Source organism: Martinezella rhizogenes, assembly GCF_027460065.1.
Classification (GTDB): Bacteria; Pseudomonadota; Alphaproteobacteria; order Rhizobiales; family Rhizobiaceae; genus Agrobacterium; species Agrobacterium rhizogenes_C.
Map to the genome: position 1 here is coordinate 1 of NZ_JAPYZZ010000024.1, position 18263 is coordinate 18263.

Here is an 18263-nt window from a genome sequence, read left to right on the forward strand (position 1 = left end):
AAAATGTAATCGTTGACATTATGATTTTTGTGTTGTTGTATACGTTAACATCACAAATTTGACGGCCTTAATGGCTGCGGGAACTTACGATCAAGGGCATTGATTATGTGCTGCCCAATGGAGGCCTACCAGTGAAGAAGTTGAATGTTGCGCTTATTGGCACGGGGTTCATGGGCAAAGCCCATTCGATAGCGACGGCGGTTGTGCCGATCCTGTTCGGCGCGCCGATCGAGATTGAGCGCAAGGTGGTCGTCGATATCGACGAGGAGTTGGCGCAGAACGCCGCCAAACAATATGGTTTTGCGGAATATGCAACTGACTGGCGGGAAGTCGTTTCACGGCCCGATATCGACATCGTTGATATCTGCACGCCCAACAGTACCCACGCCGAGATTGCGATAGCCGCCGCCAGGGCTGGCAAGCACATCATGTGCGAGAAGCCGATGTCGATGACGGTCGCCGAGGCGGAAGCCATGCTTGCGGCTGCGGAAGAGACCGGCGTTGTGACGATGGTATCTTATAACTACCGCCATACGCCGGCCTTGCAGATGGCCAGGAAGCTGATTGAGGAGGGACGCATTGGCGACATCCTGACCTTCCGCGGTTATTACCTGCAGGACTGGGGCGCGGACCCGGAAAAGCCGCTCTCCTGGCGCTTTAACAAGGCACTGGCGGGCTCTGGTACGCTCGGCGATATCGGGACGCATGTGATTGACGCCGCGCGCCTTCTGGTCGGCGAGTTCGCTTCGGTCAACGCAATCGTCAAGACCTTCATCCCGGAGCGTCCGCTGCCGGCCGCCTCAATGAGCTGCGCGTCGCCTTTGCCGATGATCCGGCCGATGCCTTCGGCTTCCGCACCATCTATTCCGGTCCGAACCAGCCGTTCGGCGACAAGCTCTGGCCGGTTGCCGGCATGGGGCAGGGCTACATCGATATCAAGTCGATCGAATGGTACAACTTCCTGAAAGCCATCGCCGACAAGACTTCGGCTTCGCCGGACTTCAAAGACGGTGTGCAGATCGAGCGCATCGCAGAGGCAATCCTCGTCTCAGGACAGACCGGAGCCTGGGAAAATATCGAACAATCTGCCGTCTGAGGAGTGTTCCATGACCATTAAACTTGCAATGCATACATGGCCTTATGCCAGCAATCCTACATGGCTTCCGGCTTACACGCTCGAAGAAACCATTCGGCGTGTAAAAAAGATCGGCTATGACGCAATCGAAATTGGCTTGGCCAGCCCGCACGTCTTTCCCCAGACTTTGAGCGCTCAGCGCAGGAAGGACCTGGGTCAAATGTTGAAAGATTATCAGTTGGAACTGGCGGCAACCCTGCCGGCTCATGGCGGTGGTCCTGGCAATAACGTCGCTTCGCCCATTCCTGAAGAACGACGTTGGGCCATCGACAATTACAAGGACACAGTGCGGCTTACGTCTGATTGGGGCGGCAACCGCGTGATCTGCCTGCCTGGCTGGTACATCTTTGGCACCACTTACCGGCAGGCGTGGGATTGGGCGAGGGATGCGATCAGCGAGATCGCTCGATTTGCACAGGACTTCGGCGTCGAGATCGTCATTGAGCCCACGCCGGAAGACAGCAACATCGTGAATACATGCGACAACACCATCGACATGATGAAGGACGTTGGCGAAGCAAATGTAAAGCTGATGTTCGATGCGCACCACGTTCTGGCTGAGAAGGAAGTGATGAGCGACTACGCCTATACCATGGGCAAGGACCTCGTCCACATTCACGCATCGGACAACGACCGACTTCCACCAGGTATGGGGCGAGGCGACTGGCCGGCCCTGATCGATGCTCTCTGGGAAACAGGGTTTGACGGTTATCTTTCGATGGAATGCGGCTTTCACAAGCGGGGCATCGAGCCGGATTGGGTTGCTCGCGTGTCGCTGGAGTATCTCAAGCCGCTTGTCGACGCTGCAAATGCTCGCAAACCGAGGTGAATGAGTAATCGGCAACATTTTGGCCGCCCCCGGGAGTGGGCGGTCCGGCAAAATCTTGGTGCCGCCGGACACCAGATATAAAAAGGGGAATATGATATGAAACAATGGATTCTTGGCGCGACCCTGGCAACCTTCACTGCGTCGGTTGCTCATGCAGGCGACATCGGGGTCACGATTTCTCACAGTGACTCCAACCTTGCGGTTCTGGTGCAGGGCATGAAGGATGAAGCCGCAAAGGTGAAGCAGCCGCTTCAGATCGAATTTGCAGAAGGCGATGTGAACAAGCAGCTCTCGCAGGTGCAGAACTTTATCGCAGCTGGCGTGGACGCAATTATTGTAAATACGGTCGAGACGTCGGCGACACCGGCTATGACGAAGATGGCCGCCGATGCAGGCATCCCGCTGGTTTACGTGAACAATACGCCGAGCGATGTGAAAGAACTCGGCCCCAAAGCTGCATTTGTTGGATCCGATGAATATGTTGCGGGAACACTCCAGGCAAACGAAGTGTGCCGTGTTCTCAGGGAGTCTGGCAAGACGAAGGACGCAGGTATCCTGATCATTCAGGGCATCCTGGCGAATGAAACGGCCGTTCTGCGAAGCAAGGCCGTTCACGACGTCGCCGCTGCCCCCGATTGCAATTTCATGAAGATCATCGATGAGCAATCGGCGAATTGGGACCCGGTCAGGGCGCAGGACCTGATGACGAATTGGATAACCGCAGGCTACAAGCCCGCTGCCGTTCTGGCCAACAACGACGAAATGGCGCTTGGCGCCGTCAATTCGCTGAAGGCGGCTGGCTGGGACACGAAAGATGTCGTCATCGCCGGCATCGACGCGACACAGGAAGCGATGCATTACATGCAGAACGGTGACCTTGCCGTGACAGTATTCCAGGACGCTCTTGGACAGGGCGCCGGGTCCGTTGACGCAGCTATCAAGCTTGCGAAGGGCGAAAAGGTCGAGTCGCCGATGTGGATTCCCTACGAACTGGTCAATCCGGCAAACGTTGCGCAGTACCTGAAAAAGAACTGATCACGCTGAACCCGGCAGATGTATCCGTTGCGGATACATCTGCCCTGCTGAGATTATGCCAGAACAGAGAAAGTACAGACGATGACGACTTCATCGGAAGCCACGGCTGTGGCGGAAAAGCGTGCACCGAAAAGGAAGTTCCAGAGCGAGATGTCGATGCTGGTTGTGCTGGTTGGCATTGCCCTGACATTCGAGGTTCTCGGCTGGATCTTTGTCGGCAATTCGTTCCTTGCCAATCAACAGCGGCTGTCGATCATCATCCTCCAGGTTTCGGTGATCGGTATCCTGGCGGTGGGCGTGACGCACGTCATCATTACCGGCGGCATCGATNATGACGACTTCATCGGAAGCCACGGCTGTGGCGGAAAAGCGTGCACCGAAAAGGAAGTTCCAGAGCGAGATGTCGATGCTGGTTGTGCTGGTTGGCATTGCCCTGACATTCGAGGTTCTCGGCTGGATCTTTGTCGGCAATTCGTTCCTTGCCAATCAACAGCGGCTGTCGATCATCATCCTCCAGGTTTCGGTGATCGGTATCCTGGCGGTGGGCGTGACGCACGTCATCATTACCGGCGGCATCGATCTGGCGTCCGGTTCGGTGGTCGGCCTCACCGCCATGGTCGCCGCGTCCCTGGCCCAGAGTTCCACCGATCTGCGCGCGCTTTATCCCGCTCTGACCGACCTGTCGCCCATATGGCCGATCCTCGCCGGTCTGATTGTCGGGCTGTTGGCCGGCTGGATCAGCGGTATGCTGATCGCCAAGACCGCCATTCCTCCCTTCATTGCCACGCTCGGGATGATGGTCTGCGCCAGAGGCGTCGCCAAGTGGTATACGATGGGGCAGCCGATCGCGCTGCTGACGCCGGAGTTCACCTGGCTTGGCAAGAGCTTCCTCATCCTCGGCTTCCCGGTTCCGCACAATGGGCACCGCCTATGAGCTCGATGCGATCGCTGCGGCTGTCATCGGCGGCACCTCGCTCGCCGGCGGCGCAGGTCGCATCACAGGGACCCTGATAGGCACGATCATCCTCGGTGTGATCACCTCAGGCTTCACCTACCTGAAGATCGGCTCCTATTACCAGGAGATCATCAAAGGCGCCATCATCGTCTTCGCCGTCGTCATCGACCAGTACAGACGATCCAGGAAAATAAGGGCCTAGAGCGCGCTGTTCAATCGAGATTTGGTGCAAAGCGCAGCAACTGGCGAACGCCGCTCATGAAGTCGGCTTCTGACGAAGAACGCAAAGGCAATGGATAGTGAAAGTGGCAAGTATCGATTTGAACAGCGACCTTGGTGAAAGCTTCGGTCCTTGGCCGATGGGCGATGACGTGTCGATGTTGTCGCTCGTCACCAGCGCGAATGTCGCCTGCGGTTTTCATGCCGGTGACCCGGCGGGCATCCTCGTCGTGTTGAAGGAAGCAGCGAAGTGTGGCGTTTCAATCGGCGCACATGTCGGTTATCGGGATCTCGTCGGCTTCGGCCGCCGCAACATGGACCCTTCCAGCGCCGAACTCTTCGGCGATACTGTCTATCAGATCGGCGCGCTGATGGGCCTCGCCAAGGCCGCCGGAACTACGGTGCGCTACGTCAAGCCTCACGGTGCTCTCTACAACACAATCGCCCATGACGCCCGTCAAGCCGCCGACGTGATAGACGCCGTCAAGGCGGTCGATCCGTCACTTATGCTCTTGGTTCTTGCTGGCGCGCCGATCGTGGAGCAGGCTCGTGCAGCTGGCCTCACGGTTGTCTGCGAGGCTTTCGCCGATCGCGCCTACAATGCCGACGGCAGTCTCGTCAGTCGACGGCTTCCGGGCTCCGTCATCCATGATCCGGCAGCTGTCGCGGACCGTATTTTGCGCCTCGTGACCGAGGGTCGTATCGCCGCCATAGACGGTTCTGATGTTCGGCTGGAAACTCAATCGATCTGCATTCACGGCGATACGCCGGCGGCCGTAGGGATCGCGCGCAACCTGCGTGAGACGCTCGTCACCCGCGGTGTCGACCTGAAGCCCTTTGCCGAAGGGATTATTGTCCATGCGTGATAGTCTCCGCTTTCTTCCAGCAGGCGGCAACGCTCTCCTCGTCGAGCTTGGGGATCTGGAAACAACGCTGACATTACTCGACGGTCTGCTCGCCGCCCCGCCTGAAGGCGTGACGGAACTGGTGCCGGCTGCACGCACGGTAATGGTGCACTTCGACCCACTATTTACCGATCGCGCTCGCCTTGCGGCAGCGATCTCCGCAATCGACCTGTCCGTTCGTAGCACGCGGCGGGGCGAAGTCTTCGAAATCCCCGTCACCTATGACGGCGAGGATCTCGAGGACGTGGCGGAAATCCTTGGTTGGACGGTGGAGGAGGTCATTCGTCGCCATACCGAAGCGACCTTTACCGTTGCCTTCACCGGCTTCGCGCCGGGCTTTGCCTACATGACGTGCGACGATCCCGGTTTCGACGTACCGCGCCGGAAAAGCCCGCGCGTGCGCATTCCCGCCGGCTCCGTCGCCATAGCGGGCACGTTCGGGGGTGTCTACCCGTCCGACAGCCCCGGCGGCTGGCAGCTTCTCGGCAGAACTCCGCTCGCGATGTGGGACACCAATCGCCCGCGCGCCGCTCTTCTCGCGCCTGGCGACCGTGTACGCTTCCACGGCATGGCGAAGGGCGCGACCATGCCGGTATCCACTGTTTCGGCTCGGCCGGGGCAAGATGCGCGCCCTTCCGAAGGTCTCAAGATCACCCGCGCCGATCGCCCGGCGCTCTATCAAGATTTCGGCCGCCCTGGTCGGGCCGATCAGGGCGTTTCGGAGGCCGGCGCGCTCGACCGTGCAAGCCTCACCGAAGCCAATCTCTGCGTGGGCAATACCCGCGGCGCGGCGGCCATTGAGATTGCCTTTGGCGGCTTCGCGCTCAAGGCGGATCGGCCGGTGACGCTCGCCGTGACCGGCGCTCCCAGCCCGCTTACCATCCGCACGGCGGCCGGGCGCGAAATATCGGCTCCATTCGCTCGCCCTTTCTCGCTTGATGCGGGGGACGAGTTGACACTCGGTTTTCCGCCTGAAGGTACGCGTAGTTATCTGGCATTGCGGGGCGGCTTTGCCGTCGAGTCCATTCTTGGTTCGGCATCCACCGACACGTTGGCGAAAGTTGGGCCCCCGCCTGTTATCGCAGGCGACATACTCTGTGTGGCGAATGCTTGCGCTGCAGCCGTCGATGCCGACCGGCCGCAGCCACAACGCCTGCCGCGTGCGGTTGAGACGGTTACGCTCGATGTCGTTCTCGGGCCTCGTACCGACTGGTTCACGGAGAAGGGCGTGGAAACACTGCTCTCACAGGAATGGCAGGTGACGGCGGAATCGAGCCGCGTTGGTGTGCGGCTTTCCGGCGCCGATCCACTTGAGAGGCGCGATGCGGCCGAGCTTCCCTCGGAAGCCACGGCGCTCGGTGCGATCCAGGTGCCACATAACGGCCAGCCTGTACTCTTCCTCGCCGACCATCCGCTGACCGGCGGTTATCCGGTGATCGGCGTCGTCGCTTGCCATCATCTCGATCTCGCCGGCCAGATTCCCATCGGCGCGCGCATCCGCTTCAATTCTATCACAGCCTTCGATCCTCTTATACGGGAAACCGACCGATGAAAAAGCTGCTCATCGCCAATCGCGGCGAAATCGCCATCCGTATCGCCCGCGCCGCCCGCGACTACGGTGTCGCCTCAGTCGCTATCTACTCGGACGCCGACGCCAGCTCGCTTTATGTTGAGCTTGCCGACGAAGCCTATGGCCTCGGTCCCGGCCGGCCGGCGGACACCTATCTGGACATCGGGAAGATCGTGGAGATCGCGCGGCGTGCGGGTGCGGACGCTGTTCATCCGGGCTATGGCTTCCTGTCGGAACGGGCGGAATTCGCTCAGGCCGTGATCGACGCAGGCCTCATTTGGGTCGGTCCGAGACCTGCGGTCATCACGGCGCTCGGCGATAAGGTAGAGGCCCGTCGCATTGCCGAAAAGGTCGGCGCACCGCTCGTCAAGGGGTCGCCGGGCCCGTTGGCATCGGCGGCGGAGGCTGTCGCGTTCGCCAGGGAAGCCGGCTTGCCGCTTGCCATCAAAGCCGCGTTCGGTGGCGGTGGACGTGGTATGAAGGTGGCGCGCAAACTGGAGGAAGTCGGCGAACTCTTCGACTCCGCCGTGCGCGAGGCCAAGGAAGCCTTCGGCCGGGGTGAATGTTACGCCGAGCAGTTCCTCGACAAGCCACGCCATATCGAGGCGCAAATCGTTGCCGATAGCCACGGCAATACCGTCGTTCTCGGCACGCGCGACTGCTCGCTGCAGCGTCGCAACCAGAAGCTGGTGGAGGAAGCGCCCGCGCCTTTCATCACCGAGGAACAGCGTTCCCGTATTCACGACGCTGCACGCGCCATATGTGCAGCGGCCGGTTATACCGGTGCGGGCACGGTGGAATTCCTGCTGTCGCAGGATGGCGTGATCTCGTTCCTCGAGGTTAACACACGCCTTCAGGTCGAGCATCCGGTGACGGAGGAAACGACCGGTATCGATATCGTCATTGAGCAGTTGCGCATCGCCGACGGCTTGCCGCTTTCAGTGACGAAGACGCCTCCGCCGCGCGGTCACGCATTTGAGTTCCGCATCAATGCCGAAGATCCCGGTCGTGGTTTCCTGCCGACGCCGGGCCTCATCACTCTCTTTCGCGCGCCCTCCGGGCCGGGAATCCGGCTCGATGCGGGGGTGGAAACGGGTTCGGAAATCCCCGGCCTCTACGATTCCATGATGGCTAAACTCATCGTCACCGGTACGACACGCGGGGAGGCACTGATACGCGCCCGCCGGGCGCTCGCCGAGTTCAAGATTGAAGGTGTTGCTTCGGTGCTGCCCTTCCACCGCGCCGTGCTTGATGAGCCTGCATTCACCGGCGAGGATGGCTTTGGGGTCTTCACCAACTGGATCGAAACGGAATTCCGCGGCATTGAGCCCGCCGCTCGTGTGGATGCGGTCGAACGCGGTATTCTGCGCAGCTTTATTGAGATTGACGGAAAACGCCACACGCTCGGCCTGCCAACGGCACTCTTCTCCGGCCTTGCCGCGGCGCCTCCAGGTCCGCAAGCTGCGTCGGGAGTTTCCTTGGCCGAGGGCGCGGTGACAGCTCCCATTCCCGGCACGCTCCAGCAATGGCTGGTTGAGGACGGGGCGGAAGTCGCGCAGGGCGAGGCTGTCGCGCTTATCGAGGCAATGAAGATGGAAACCCGTGTTCTAGCCCCGAAGTCTGGCCGTATTCGAATTCTGGCCTCGGCGGAGCTTGGGAAAACAGTAGGCCTCGGCGAACACCTTGCAACAATCGAGTAGTGGCGGCGGGCTATGGTCACTATTCTCGACAGGACGTCGTCCGACGAAAAGCGTATCCGCCATCCGGAAAAGGCGCATCGGCCCGATACCGAGGTCATGCGCAAGCCGGAATGGATCCGCGTCAAGGCCCCGACTTCCAAGGGCTATCACGAGACGCGCGAACTGGTCCGCTCGCACAAGCTGGTAACGGTGTGCGAGGAAGCCGGCTGTCCGAATATCGGCGAGTGCTGGGAAAAGAAACACGCGACCTTCATGATCATGGGTGAAATCTGCACCCGCGCCTGCGCTTTCTGCAACGTTGCGACCGGTAAGCCCAATGCGCTTGACATGGACGAGCCCGAAAACGTCGCCAAGGCCGTCAAGCAGATGGGGCTTTCGCACGTCGTCATCACCTCGGTGGATCGCGACGATCTCGCCGATGGCGGTGCTGAACATTTCGAAAAGGTCATCTGGGCGATCCGTGCCGCATCTCCGACGACGACCATCGAAATCCTCACGCCCGACTTCCTGAAGAAGCCCGGTGCGCTGGAGCGTGTCGTCGCCGCCAAGCCTGACGTTTTCAACCACAATATGGAAACCGTTCCGGGCAATTACCTCACGGTTCGCCCCGGCGCGCGTTATTTCCACTCCGTGCGCCTGTTGCAGCGCGTCAAGGAACTGGACCCCACCATGTTCACCAAGTCCGGCATCATGGTTGGTCTCGGTGAAGAGCGCAACGAAGTGCTGCAGCTGATGGACGATCTGCGCAGCGCCGATGTGGACTTCCTGACCATCGGCCAATATCTGCAGCCGACCCGCAAGCACCACAAGGTCGAGGCCTTCGTGACGCCGGAAGAGTTCAAGTCCTACGAGACGGTCGCCTATGCCAAGGGCTTCCTGATGGTCTCCTCCAGCCCGCTGACCCGTTCCTCCCACCATGCCGGTGAAGACTTTGCGCGCCTCAAGACCGCGCGCCAACGACTTTCCTAACAAACGTACTAGCCGCGTCTAAATGCGTTAAGCCGTCCCAATATAAGGAAAACCTATGGTTCGACATTAGATAAAATAATTTTCCAAAATGATCTTCGTGCCATTCAATCAACGAAACTCACCTACGGAGGATGAAATACAGAATATATACAGAATAAAAAATCTTCGGTTGTGAATTAATTTGGCCGCATTGAAAAGTTGAAAAAACAATATGTGGCTTATTCGAATATAGCTCGAAGAAAAACATGTAACGAGAATTGTATAGTTCAAAAAAGGGGGAACTATGAAAATTTCGGCGATTGTTACAGGAACATTTTTTTCGGCCTCGACGCTGATGCTTTCGAACCCGGTTGTCGCAAAGGACGGGGAAATTGTCATCGGCATGGCCTACGCGAAAACGGGCTGGATGGAGGCTTACGACGGCGATGGCGCCAAAATGGCCGAACTCTGGATTGAGCGGGTCAATTCATCGGGTGGAATTGGCGGCAAAAAGATCAGGCTTCTGACGGCCGATACGAAGACGGATCGGGTAGAGGCCGCGAAAGCAGGCCAACGGCTCGTATCCGAAGGAGTTGATCTCCTTATCGTATCTGCGGATTATGACTACGGTTCTCCGACCGCCCTACAAGGTCAGAAGGCGGGCGTTATCTCTGTCTCCCTTGGCGCAGGCGACCCCAAAATGGGCGTCGTCGGCATTGGCCCACTAGTCTTCACCTCCGCCGTTGCTGCTCAGTTGGAGGGGGCTACGATGGCCGACTGGGGCATCGAGAAGAAAGGGTTCAAAAAAGGTTATGAACTCATTGATGACATCAACGAATACTCGAAATCAGTCTGTGCGGGATACAAATGGGCATTCGGCTCTAAAGCGAAGGTAGTTGGTAGCGATTCGTTCAAGCTCACCGACGCTGCTGTCAACGCTCAGGTGACACGACTTGCTGAAGCCGTCAAGAACGACGGGGTTGATAACGTGATGGTGTGCTTTAGCGGTACGCCAGCAGCAAGTGTCATCAGGCAGATTCGCGCGGCGGGCATTACTATTCCCATCATGTCAGGCACTTCAATGGACGGAACCTATTGGGTTAATTCTGTTCCGGATTTGAAGGATTTCTATCTTCCGACGTCTGCACTTCCCCAGGGAGATAGCCGGCCGGAAGTCAACAAAATTACCGAAGCGTTCAAAGTGAAGTACGGTTCTGTGCCCAGCACACAGTATCCTTATCCGATCTATGCTTGGCTCGACCTCTGGAGAAAAGCAGTCGAAGCAACCGGAACTACCGACACGAAAGCTGTCGTCGGTGAACTGGAAACCTATTCGGATGTTCCCACAGTACTTGGCCTCCGGAGCTTCAGCACGAAGCTTCACATCCAGACGAGATCACCTCTTTTAATAACACGTTATGCGGATGGGAAACAAGCGTTTGTGGAGGAATGGCGTATCCCGACAGACATCCCGGCCGAGGTTCTCTACAGAACCAAAAAGTGAACCGATACAACTAACTAAGCATCAATTTGGCGTCGCCAGCCGCCGCGCCAAATTGACGCTCAATCGAGTATAATACATGTTGTTATCGAAGCTTTTTGCGAAGGATACCTTCGGAGCCGATGGCGCTCGTCGTGAGTTGACCGTAAACAATCTCACGGTGCGCTTTCAAGGACTTTCCGCGATCTCGAATGTGACGTTGTCAATCGGGGGTAACGAGATTCTCGGCCTGATCGGTCCGAACGGCGCAGGCAAGACGACGCTCGTGAACTGTCTTACCGGCTTTCAAAAGCCGACCGAAGGTCAAATTCTCTTTAATGGCCATGACACCACCCGATGGACCGCGAAAACCTTCAGGCGAAGAGGCGTCGCGCGTACCTTTCAAGCCGGACGCCTTTTCAAAGATATGACCGTCCTTGAGAACGCACTGGTCACTGGTGTTGCCCTTGGCATGGGCAGTCGGGAGGCGAGGGCGCAGGCCCGAGCGCTGTTGGATTGGACAGGGTTGAAGGACAGATACGATCATTTGGCGTCTAGCCTCGCCTACACCGACCAGCGTCGTCTTGGTATCGCGAGGGCGCTGATGGTTTCGCCGAGATTTGTGTTGCTGGATGAGCCGGCCGCCGGCATGTCCGATACTGAGACCGAGGAACTTATGGGAATTATCGGCGAAATGCCGAAGATGTTCGACTGTAGCGTAATGCTGATCGAACATAACATGCATCTGGTGATGAGCATATGTGGTCGGGTTCATGTGCTCGATGGAGGAAAGACCCTAGCCGAGGGTGCGCCTGAAGAGATCAAGCGCCATGAGGCCGTCATCAATGCTTATCTCGGGATGGAGGAGTAATTGACGCCCTTGCTCGCAATTGATGATCTCCATGTCCATTACAATGGAATGATCGCTCTGAGGGGTATTTCCCTTGAGGTCAACATGAATGAGATCGTGTGCATTATCGGCCCGAATGGCGCCGGTAAGTCCACAACGCTGGCCGCCATCGCAGGTGGTGTCAAGGCAACCAAAGGCTCCATTCATTTGGCCGGCACGAATACGGCGGTCTTTGGCCCTGAAAAGCTGGCCGACATGGGCGTCTCGCTTGTCCCGGAGGGAAGACATATATTTTCATCCCTTTCCGTCGACGAGAATTTGATGATCGGGAGCCATCGGCGCACGGACAAGAAGGCGGTTAGAGCAGATCGAGATAGGCTATTGGGCTTGTTTCCCCGGCTGGTCGAGCGGTTGAATTATCCCGCAGGCCGCCTTTCCGGAGGTGAACAGCAAATGCTTGCCATAGCACGAGCGATCATGACGAAGCCGAAGCTCCTGCTGATCGACGAGCCTTCACTGGGTCTGGCGCCGAAGATTGTCGAGCAGATCTACAGTATCGTCACAGAGTTACGGGACCGCGACGGGTTGACCCTTCTGATAAACGAACAGTCATCCAACCGTATCCTGAAGCACGCAGATCGAATCTACGTTCTTCGCTCCGGCCAGATTCAACTGCATGGGCGTGCAGATGATCTGAAGGACGGTGAGCGCATTCGACGTGCATATTTCGGCTTTGAGGGAAACGGTCATGGTTGAATTTCTGCAATACAGCATCGATGCGTTAAGTTTAGGCAGCATCTACGCTTTGACCGCACTGGGTATCGGTCTTCTTTTCGGAATATTGCGGCTCATCAATTTCGCCCATGGGGATCTCATAACGATAGGCGCCTATGCTCTGATCGTTCCGTCCTCCAACGTGGCGGCCGAGATGTTCATCGGGTCCTTCGACATCTACCTGATGATTCCGCTCATCTGTCTTATTGTCGTCGTTGCGGCATTGCTTACGGATATTGCAGTTTTTCGACCGTTGCGGCGCGCCGCATCGCCGACGCTGCTGATCGCGTCTTTTGCAGTAAGCTACATTATTCAGAACGGTATTCTGACAATCTACGGCGGTCGAGCCAAAAGCGTAAACTTGTGGAACAATCTTAACCAGCAGTTCGCGCTGGGCGAGTTGCGGATTCCGATCCTTCAGCTTGTGACCATGATCGCGACCATGGCACTCATGCTGGGCCTGATCCTGTTCCTGAAATGGACCAAGTACGGGAAGCAAATGCGGGCTGCTTCCGAAGATTTCCGTATGTCGCAGTATCTGGGTATCCGAGGCAATCTGGTCATTGGTCTCGCCTTTGTCATCAGCGGCGTTCTGGCGACAGCGGTATCCTTGCTTTACACGACCCAAACAGCCACCGTCAGCTATACGATGGGTGTTCCCTTGGCACTTTTTGCGTTTGTCGCCGTTGTCGTCGGCGGCATGGGAAATCTCGCCGGCTCGGTCATCGGCGGTTATTTGATCGGCTTCCTCGTTACGATGCTCCAGGCATATCTCCCGCCAGATTTGAGAGGGTTCCGCGACTGCTTCGCTTTTGCTCTGGTCATCTTGATTCTCCTGGTACGTCCCTCAGGTCTGATCCCCGGACGAAATACAATTGAACGAGTCTAGGAGATTATATCGTGATTACGGAAAGCCGTTATACTTGGCGCAAGGCGATATTTGACTGGCAGGCGCCTGCAATTCTTGTCTTCTGTATTTCTCTCGTCGTCGTTCTGGCTTCATTCTTTGATTCTAGCGTTATATCGACAACGATTGTTGAGATGATGATTAGAATTGTCGTTGTCGTCGGTATTTACATCTTCATCGGAAATTCCGGCATCGTGTCCTTCGGTCACATTGGCTTCATGTGCATTGGAGCCTATGCGGCCGCCTGGGTGGGCGCCGATCCCCTTTTCAAGGATGTCATGCTTTCCGGCCTGCCGGACATTGTCAGGCTGCATCAATATCCCTTTATGGCTGGAGTTGCACTGGCGGTATTCTTATCGACATGCGTCGCGCTCGTTCTCGGCATTGCGATTATGCGTATTTCCGGCGTCGGTTCATCAATTGCGACTTTTGCGTTCCTGATGATTGTGAATAGTCTCTATTCGAACTGGGAGTCGGTTACGGCCGGCGTCAGCTCCATCACGGGAATTCCCACCGTGGTCGAACCCTGGATCGCCCTGGTCTTTGCCGGAATTGCTATTTGTATCGCTTTCGCTTTCCAGACATCGCGAATTGGCATCATGTTGAAGGCGACCCGGGATGATCCGGTCGCAGCAGTCGCGTCAGGTGTCAGTCTTGTCGGCGTGCGACTATTGGCATTTGTGCTGAGCGCTGCAGTCGTTGGAGCTGGCGGTGGATTATATGCCTATTTCCTCGGCATTCTGACGGTTGATCCATTCTACCTGCAGCTGTGTTTCCTGACGATCGCCATGCTCGTCGTCGGCGGTATGTCGAGCCTGACAGGTGCTGTTTCGGGGGTGATTTTTGTGACCCTTGTTACGGAGTCGCTGCGCGCACTTGAGCGAGGTGATGGGTTTATCGCACTTCCAACGGGAAGTCAGGAGCTCGGACTTGGCGTCCTCATGGCTGTGATGTTGGTGGTGCGGCCGCTTGGGTTGAGCAATGGAAAAGAGATCTTGCTGTTCAAATTTCAAAGGAACAAGCCGCCTCGCAGCCAGCGACGTGACGTTCTCGACTCTATCTGAATGTTAGGTGCGGCGCACTTGTCGATGGGAGAACAATTGTGAACTCAACAAACAAATCGTTTCGTGGTGAAAAGGTTGATGTGTTGATCGTCGGGGCTGGTCCCTCCGGATCAGTTGCAGCGAAGCGTCTCGCCGAAGCAGGCATGTCAGTTGTCTGTCTTGAGCAGGGCGCGATGCCGGATGCTGCGGATTTTCCAGGGGTCCGCGACGAATGGGAACTTGTCAATCAGAAGCAGTGGCATCCTGATCCCAATATACGTGACCGTGTCGCCGACTATCCGATTGAAACCTCGGAATCGTCGATCGCCCCCCTCATGTATGCGGGGGTTGGCGGAAGCGCCATCCTGTATGGCGGACATTGGGCGCCGTTCCTACCATCGGACTTTCGGACGAAGACCCTGGACGATGTGGGGTTTGACTGGCCTTTTACCTATGAGGACATCCTGCCCGATCTGATCGCGGTTGAGCAAGATGTCGGAATTTCGGGGCTGCCCGGCAACACAGCATATCCAGAAAGGGACGACTCTCATCTGATGCCGCCCCTTCCGATCGGCAAGGTCGGTAAAAAGGCCGCTGAGGGAATGAACAAGCTCGGTTGGCACTGGTGGCCCGGCATTCATGCCATCGCTTCTCGCCCTTACAACGGGCTTAACCCTTGCGTTCGTCGCGGCACGTGCATGACGGGATGTACGGAAGGTGCGAAATCGACCACCGACATAACGCACTGGCCGAGCGCCATACGGGCCGGCGCCCAGCTTCTTGCAAACTGTCGGGTCGCTGAAATCGAACTGAACGACGCCGGGTTGGCAAAAGGGGTCGTCTACATTGATAGCCGCGGTCGCAGGCGGCGGCAGGAAGCTGATGTGGTCATCCTGTGCGCCAATGCGGTTGGCACGCCCCGGCTGATGCTGGCGTCAGCGACGGGAAAGCACCCGAATGGGCTGGCCAATAGATCCGACCAGCTGGGACGCAACCTCATGATGCATCCCTATGCCGCCGTGCTTGGGATATTCGATGAGAATCTCGAGAGCTGGCGTGGTCCGTTTGGGCTGTCGCTGGAATCCTACGAGTTCTACGAGACTGACGCCGCCCGCGGGTTCAAGCGCGGCGCAAAGTGGAACATCATGCCGACCGGTGGACCGCTTGGCGTTACGGGCATGTTCGGCAGCGACGTGCTGGGCGAGGCTCACTCGGACCCCTTCGAAAGATGGGGCAAGGCATTTCCAGAAACAATCCTGCGTCGTTTCGGAAAGGGAATTCTCTATGGCATCCAGGGCGAGGATCTTCCGGAGGAGAATAACCGGGTCGTTCTCGACGAACACCTGACGGATAGCGATGGAATACCGGCGCCCAAAGTCATTTACCGTGTATCCGAAAACTCGCGAAAGTTGCTCGAATTTAACGTCGCACGCTGTGTTGAAGCGGCTGAGGCTTCGGGCGCCATCGAAACGCATATCATTCCGCAGGTTCGTGAAACCGGCTGGCACCTTTTGGGAACCGCACGAATGGGGGATGACCCGGAAACCTCGGTCACCGACCAGTGGGGCGCTACGCACGATATCCCCAATCTCTACATTCTCGATGCAAGCACATTTCCCACGTCAGCCGCGGTAAATCCGACGGCAACGATCATGGCCGTCGCCCATCGCCAGGCGGGAAAAATAATTGAAACGCGCAGAGAGTTGGAGAACCGATGAGCAATCCTTCCGATCCCGGTCCTCTGAGCGCCGGTGAAACATCGCGACTGGTACAAATTGGTAATATTCTGATCCCGGCCTACGACAGCTTGCCGAGACTGGAAGACACGCCGGTCATCGAAAATACCATTCAACGGGTCCTGAATTACCGGCCCGACCTGCTGGACGACCTTCGAAAAGGGCTTGCCGCCTCCGCAGATATGGGGCCGCTCCAGGCAGTGAACCACTTGCACAACCAGGATCCCGCCGCGATGCGCGCGATCGGACTTGTGCTCTCTGCCGCCTACCTGATGACCCCCGATATTCGCAATGTAATCGGCTATCCGGGCCAGGAAAGGGTAGAGCGCGAACAGAACGACCCAACCGAGATACCAACACGGGAAATGCTGGCTGGCGTTATCGCCCGCGGCACCATCTGTCGTTTCACTCCCTGACGAGTTGCAAGAAGGTTTAGAGCAATGAAAATCGCCGTATTGATGCGTTTGGTGCCCAATCTCAGTGAGGGTGTGGATCTTAACGAGGACGGAACCGATGTTGATCGGGAGTGGACCGACACCCAGGCCAACGAGACAGACGAGCAGGCCCTCGAAGAGGCGCTCGTCGTCAAGGAAGCGACTGGCGCCACAGTCTCCGCGGTAGCACTGTCGGACGAAGGGGTAGAACGCCTTCTGCGGTCAGCTCTGGCCAAGGGTGCGGATGACGTGGTTGAACTGGATCTCGGGATTGAACAAGCCCAGGCTCTTTCGTCGGCTGCAACCGCTCAGCTCATTGCCGATTGGCTAAGCGACCAGCAATTTGACGTGATCCTGGTTGGAAATCAGAAGGTGGATGATCCCTTCGGAGGCCTTGCCGCACATCTGTCGGCAGCTTTGGAACTTCCTGTCATCGCAGGTGCAACACAGGTGAATGTCCCGGATACTTCACGACTGAGGATACGCCAGGAATACGGTGGCGGGAACTCGGCATGGATTGAGTTTTCAGGAAAAGCAGTCATCGGTGTACAGGCAGCGAGCCGCCCGATCCGCTACATTTCGGGTTCCAAGCTACGTGAAGCGATGGCCAACCCTTCCTATCAAAAGGTTTCGGTATCCAATGATCGGCTTCGCACGAATGTTCCCAGCTTGAAGCTGGAGTTTCCTCAGTCTGTCGAGGGCATCGAGTTGATCGCTGACCCTGCAGAAGCGGCGGCCCGCCTGATGGCCATTCTTGAAGAGCGCAACTACATCTGAGGTGAAAGTGATGACGCAAGTTCTAATTATCGGCGAGACAACTGGCGATGCGGTAGCACGTGGGACGCTCGAGCTGATTTCGCTGGCGAGATCGTTGGCCTCGGCGGCCGAAATTACCATATTGCCTCTCTACGGCAGCGACACGGCGTTGGAGAAGATGGTATCTTACGCTTCCGTCGCTCGACCACAGTCCATTCCCTTGGACTATAATCCGGTTCTGGCGGCCGCTTCCGTGCGTAATGCTGTTCGCCAGCTATCACCCGATCTTGTTCTGATGTCCTATTCGCTTGCCGGTGTGGAACTTGGACCGGTGTCGGCAGCAGCCTGCGATGGATGCTGCATTAGCGGAGTCCAGCATGCAGATATCGCCAGCGGCAGCATAAATTGCGACGTGTTGCTGTATGATGGCAAACTCGTGGGCAAAGCGACAGGTTCGCTCCCTGCCTCGCTTATCATTCTCGTCGGCGCCTATCCACCCGCCGAGCCGCTCGATAGTCGCGCCGCAATAAGCGTCCTCTCCGACCCAGACCAATCCACCATCGTTCCCATGTTGGCGACGCCCGTTCCGCCGGATCTGGAGGTTTTCGATCTCGCCAGCGCCCGCGGTATCGTAAGTGTTGGACGAGGTATAGGCAGCCAAGAAAAACTGGGTGCCTTCCGCGAGTTGGCAAGCCTCCTGGGTGCCGAAATTGCAGGAAGTCGGCCGGTTATCGACAATGGCTGGCTTTCGAAGGATCGTCAGGTCGGCAAATCGGGACAATCCGTGCGGCCGGAGCTGTACTTGTCGATGGGCATTTCCGGTGCGGTGGAGCATCTTGAGGGCATTGTCGGCGCCGAATATGTGGTGGCAGTCAATACGGACGAAAAAGCTCCTATATTCCGCCGGGCCGACCTGGGAATAACATGCGACATTTTTGACTTCGCGGATGCGTTCGGCGAAGCTCTTCGCAAGCGGAACGGATAGTT

Annotated in this window: 16 protein-coding genes and 3 pseudogenes; 18 read left to right on the forward strand and 1 reads right to left on the reverse strand. The window is 57.4% G+C overall.

Annotation, left to right across the window (positions count from 1 at the left end):
- The first annotated feature begins 131 nt into the window (after positions 1-131).
- The 3 genes and pseudogenes from O8B93_RS24530 to O8B93_RS24540 all read left to right on the forward strand — a co-directional run bounded on the left by O8B93_RS24530 (position 132) and on the right by O8B93_RS24540 (position 2999).
- Positions 132-1096 (forward strand): annotated as a pseudogene (locus O8B93_RS24530) (Gfo/Idh/MocA family protein).
- Positions 1097-1106: 10 nt separating this feature from the next.
- Positions 1107-1964, forward strand: coding sequence for a sugar phosphate isomerase/epimerase family protein (locus O8B93_RS24535; RefSeq protein WP_269712434.1), 858 nt, complete (start codon positions 1107-1109; stop codon positions 1962-1964).
- Between the two features lie 96 nt (positions 1965-2060).
- Positions 2061-2999, forward strand: coding sequence for a substrate-binding domain-containing protein (locus O8B93_RS24540; RefSeq protein WP_269712435.1), 939 nt, complete (start codon positions 2061-2063; stop codon positions 2997-2999).
- 53 nt (positions 3000-3052) lie between these two features.
- Here the strand turns inward: O8B93_RS24540 and O8B93_RS24545 are convergent, their stop codons facing one another.
- A complete protein-coding gene (locus tag O8B93_RS24545; RefSeq protein WP_269712436.1) occupies positions 3053-3178 on the reverse strand; it encodes a hypothetical protein in 126 nt (41 codons plus the stop codon).
- On the opposite strand from O8B93_RS24545, the pseudogene O8B93_RS24550 reads away from it, so the two are divergent.
- From O8B93_RS24550 to O8B93_RS24620, 15 genes and pseudogenes are all read left to right on the forward strand, one after another.
- A pseudogene (locus O8B93_RS24550) lies at positions 3150-3329 on the forward strand (ABC transporter permease); the annotation flags it as partial. The gene O8B93_RS24545 and the pseudogene O8B93_RS24550 overlap by 29 nt on opposite strands.
- Before the next feature lies 1 nt (position 3330).
- Positions 3331-4156: pseudogene (locus tag O8B93_RS24555) on the forward strand (ABC transporter permease).
- A gap of 103 nt (positions 4157-4259) precedes the next feature.
- Positions 4260-5039 (forward strand): LamB/YcsF family protein, encoded by a 780-nt coding sequence (locus O8B93_RS24560; RefSeq protein ID WP_269712437.1) that lies wholly within the window; start codon positions 4260-4262, stop codon positions 5037-5039.
- Positions 5032-6630, forward strand: a complete 1599-nt coding sequence (locus O8B93_RS24565; RefSeq protein WP_269712438.1) for a 5-oxoprolinase subunit B/C family protein — start codon at positions 5032-5034, stop codon at positions 6628-6630. Before O8B93_RS24560 ends, O8B93_RS24565 begins: the two co-directional genes overlap by 8 nt.
- Entirely contained in the window at positions 6627-8348 is a 1722-nt protein-coding gene (locus O8B93_RS24570; RefSeq protein WP_269712439.1) for an acetyl/propionyl/methylcrotonyl-CoA carboxylase subunit alpha, read from the forward strand. Before O8B93_RS24565 ends, O8B93_RS24570 begins: the two co-directional genes overlap by 4 nt.
- Positions 8349-8360: 12 nt before the next feature.
- On the forward strand, positions 8361-9317 hold the full coding sequence (gene lipA / locus O8B93_RS24575; protein ID WP_269712440.1) for a lipoyl synthase: 957 nt from the start codon (positions 8361-8363) through the stop codon (positions 9315-9317).
- 283 nt (positions 9318-9600) lie between these two features.
- Positions 9601-10800, forward strand: coding sequence for an ABC transporter substrate-binding protein (locus O8B93_RS24580; protein WP_269712441.1), 1200 nt, complete (start codon positions 9601-9603; stop codon positions 10798-10800).
- 76 nt (positions 10801-10876) lie between these two features.
- On the forward strand, positions 10877-11647 hold the full coding sequence (locus O8B93_RS24585) for an ABC transporter ATP-binding protein (protein WP_269347605.1): 771 nt from the start codon (positions 10877-10879) through the stop codon (positions 11645-11647).
- Positions 11648-12382 (forward strand): ABC transporter ATP-binding protein, encoded by a 735-nt coding sequence (locus tag O8B93_RS24590; protein ID WP_269712442.1) that lies wholly within the window; start codon positions 11648-11650, stop codon positions 12380-12382. It begins immediately after the preceding gene.
- Positions 12375-13289 carry a branched-chain amino acid ABC transporter permease gene (locus O8B93_RS24595; protein WP_269712443.1) on the forward strand — a complete coding sequence of 305 codons (915 nt, stop codon included), beginning with the start codon at positions 12375-12377 and terminating at the stop codon, positions 13287-13289. Before O8B93_RS24590 ends, O8B93_RS24595 begins: the two co-directional genes overlap by 8 nt.
- An 11-nt stretch (positions 13290-13300) precedes the next feature.
- Positions 13301-14371, forward strand: coding sequence for a branched-chain amino acid ABC transporter permease (locus O8B93_RS24600; protein WP_269712444.1), 1071 nt, complete (start codon positions 13301-13303; stop codon positions 14369-14371).
- Between the two features lie 38 nt (positions 14372-14409).
- The gene (locus tag O8B93_RS24605) at positions 14410-16068 is read left to right on the forward strand and encodes a GMC family oxidoreductase (RefSeq protein ID WP_269712445.1); all 1659 of its coding nucleotides are present in this window, start codon (positions 14410-14412) and stop codon (positions 16066-16068) included.
- Entirely contained in the window at positions 16065-16502 is a 438-nt protein-coding gene (locus O8B93_RS24610; protein ID WP_269712446.1) for a hypothetical protein, read from the forward strand. Before O8B93_RS24605 ends, O8B93_RS24610 begins: the two co-directional genes overlap by 4 nt.
- A gap of 24 nt (positions 16503-16526) precedes the next feature.
- Positions 16527-17297, forward strand: a complete 771-nt coding sequence (locus O8B93_RS24615; RefSeq protein ID WP_269712447.1) for an electron transfer flavoprotein subunit beta/FixA family protein — start codon at positions 16527-16529, stop codon at positions 17295-17297.
- A gap of 10 nt (positions 17298-17307) precedes the next feature.
- Positions 17308-18261, forward strand: coding sequence for an electron transfer flavoprotein subunit alpha/FixB family protein (locus O8B93_RS24620; protein ID WP_269712448.1), 954 nt, complete (start codon positions 17308-17310; stop codon positions 18259-18261).
- Positions 18262-18263 lie beyond the last annotated feature (2 nt).

Excerpts from the sequence above, each read along its gene's own strand:
- O8B93_RS24535 (WP_269712434.1), top strand. The coding sequence starts at position 1,107 with ATGACCATTAAACTTGCAATGCATACATGGCCTTATGCCAGCAATCCT.
- O8B93_RS24540 (WP_269712435.1), top strand. The coding sequence starts at position 2,061 with ATGAAACAATGGATTCTTGGCGCGACCCTGGCAACCTTCACTGCGTCG.
- O8B93_RS24545 (WP_269712436.1), bottom strand. The coding sequence starts at position 3,178 with ATGCCAACCAGCACAACCAGCATCGACATCTCGCTCTGGAACTTCCTT.
- O8B93_RS24565 (WP_269712438.1), top strand. The coding sequence starts at position 5,032 with ATGCGTGATAGTCTCCGCTTTCTTCCAGCAGGCGGCAACGCTCTCCTC.
- O8B93_RS24570 (WP_269712439.1), top strand. The coding sequence starts at position 6,627 with ATGAAAAAGCTGCTCATCGCCAATCGCGGCGAAATCGCCATCCGTATC.
- lipA (WP_269712440.1), top strand. The coding sequence starts at position 8,361 with ATGGTCACTATTCTCGACAGGACGTCGTCCGACGAAAAGCGTATCCGC.
- O8B93_RS24580 (WP_269712441.1), top strand. The coding sequence starts at position 9,601 with ATGAAAATTTCGGCGATTGTTACAGGAACATTTTTTTCGGCCTCGACG.
- O8B93_RS24585 (WP_269347605.1), top strand. The coding sequence starts at position 10,877 with ATGTTGTTATCGAAGCTTTTTGCGAAGGATACCTTCGGAGCCGATGGC.
- O8B93_RS24595 (WP_269712443.1), top strand. The coding sequence starts at position 12,375 with ATGGTTGAATTTCTGCAATACAGCATCGATGCGTTAAGTTTAGGCAGC.
- O8B93_RS24610 (WP_269712446.1), top strand. The coding sequence starts at position 16,065 with ATGAGCAATCCTTCCGATCCCGGTCCTCTGAGCGCCGGTGAAACATCG.
- O8B93_RS24615 (WP_269712447.1), top strand. The coding sequence starts at position 16,527 with ATGAAAATCGCCGTATTGATGCGTTTGGTGCCCAATCTCAGTGAGGGT.
- O8B93_RS24620 (WP_269712448.1), top strand. The coding sequence starts at position 17,308 with ATGACGCAAGTTCTAATTATCGGCGAGACAACTGGCGATGCGGTAGCA.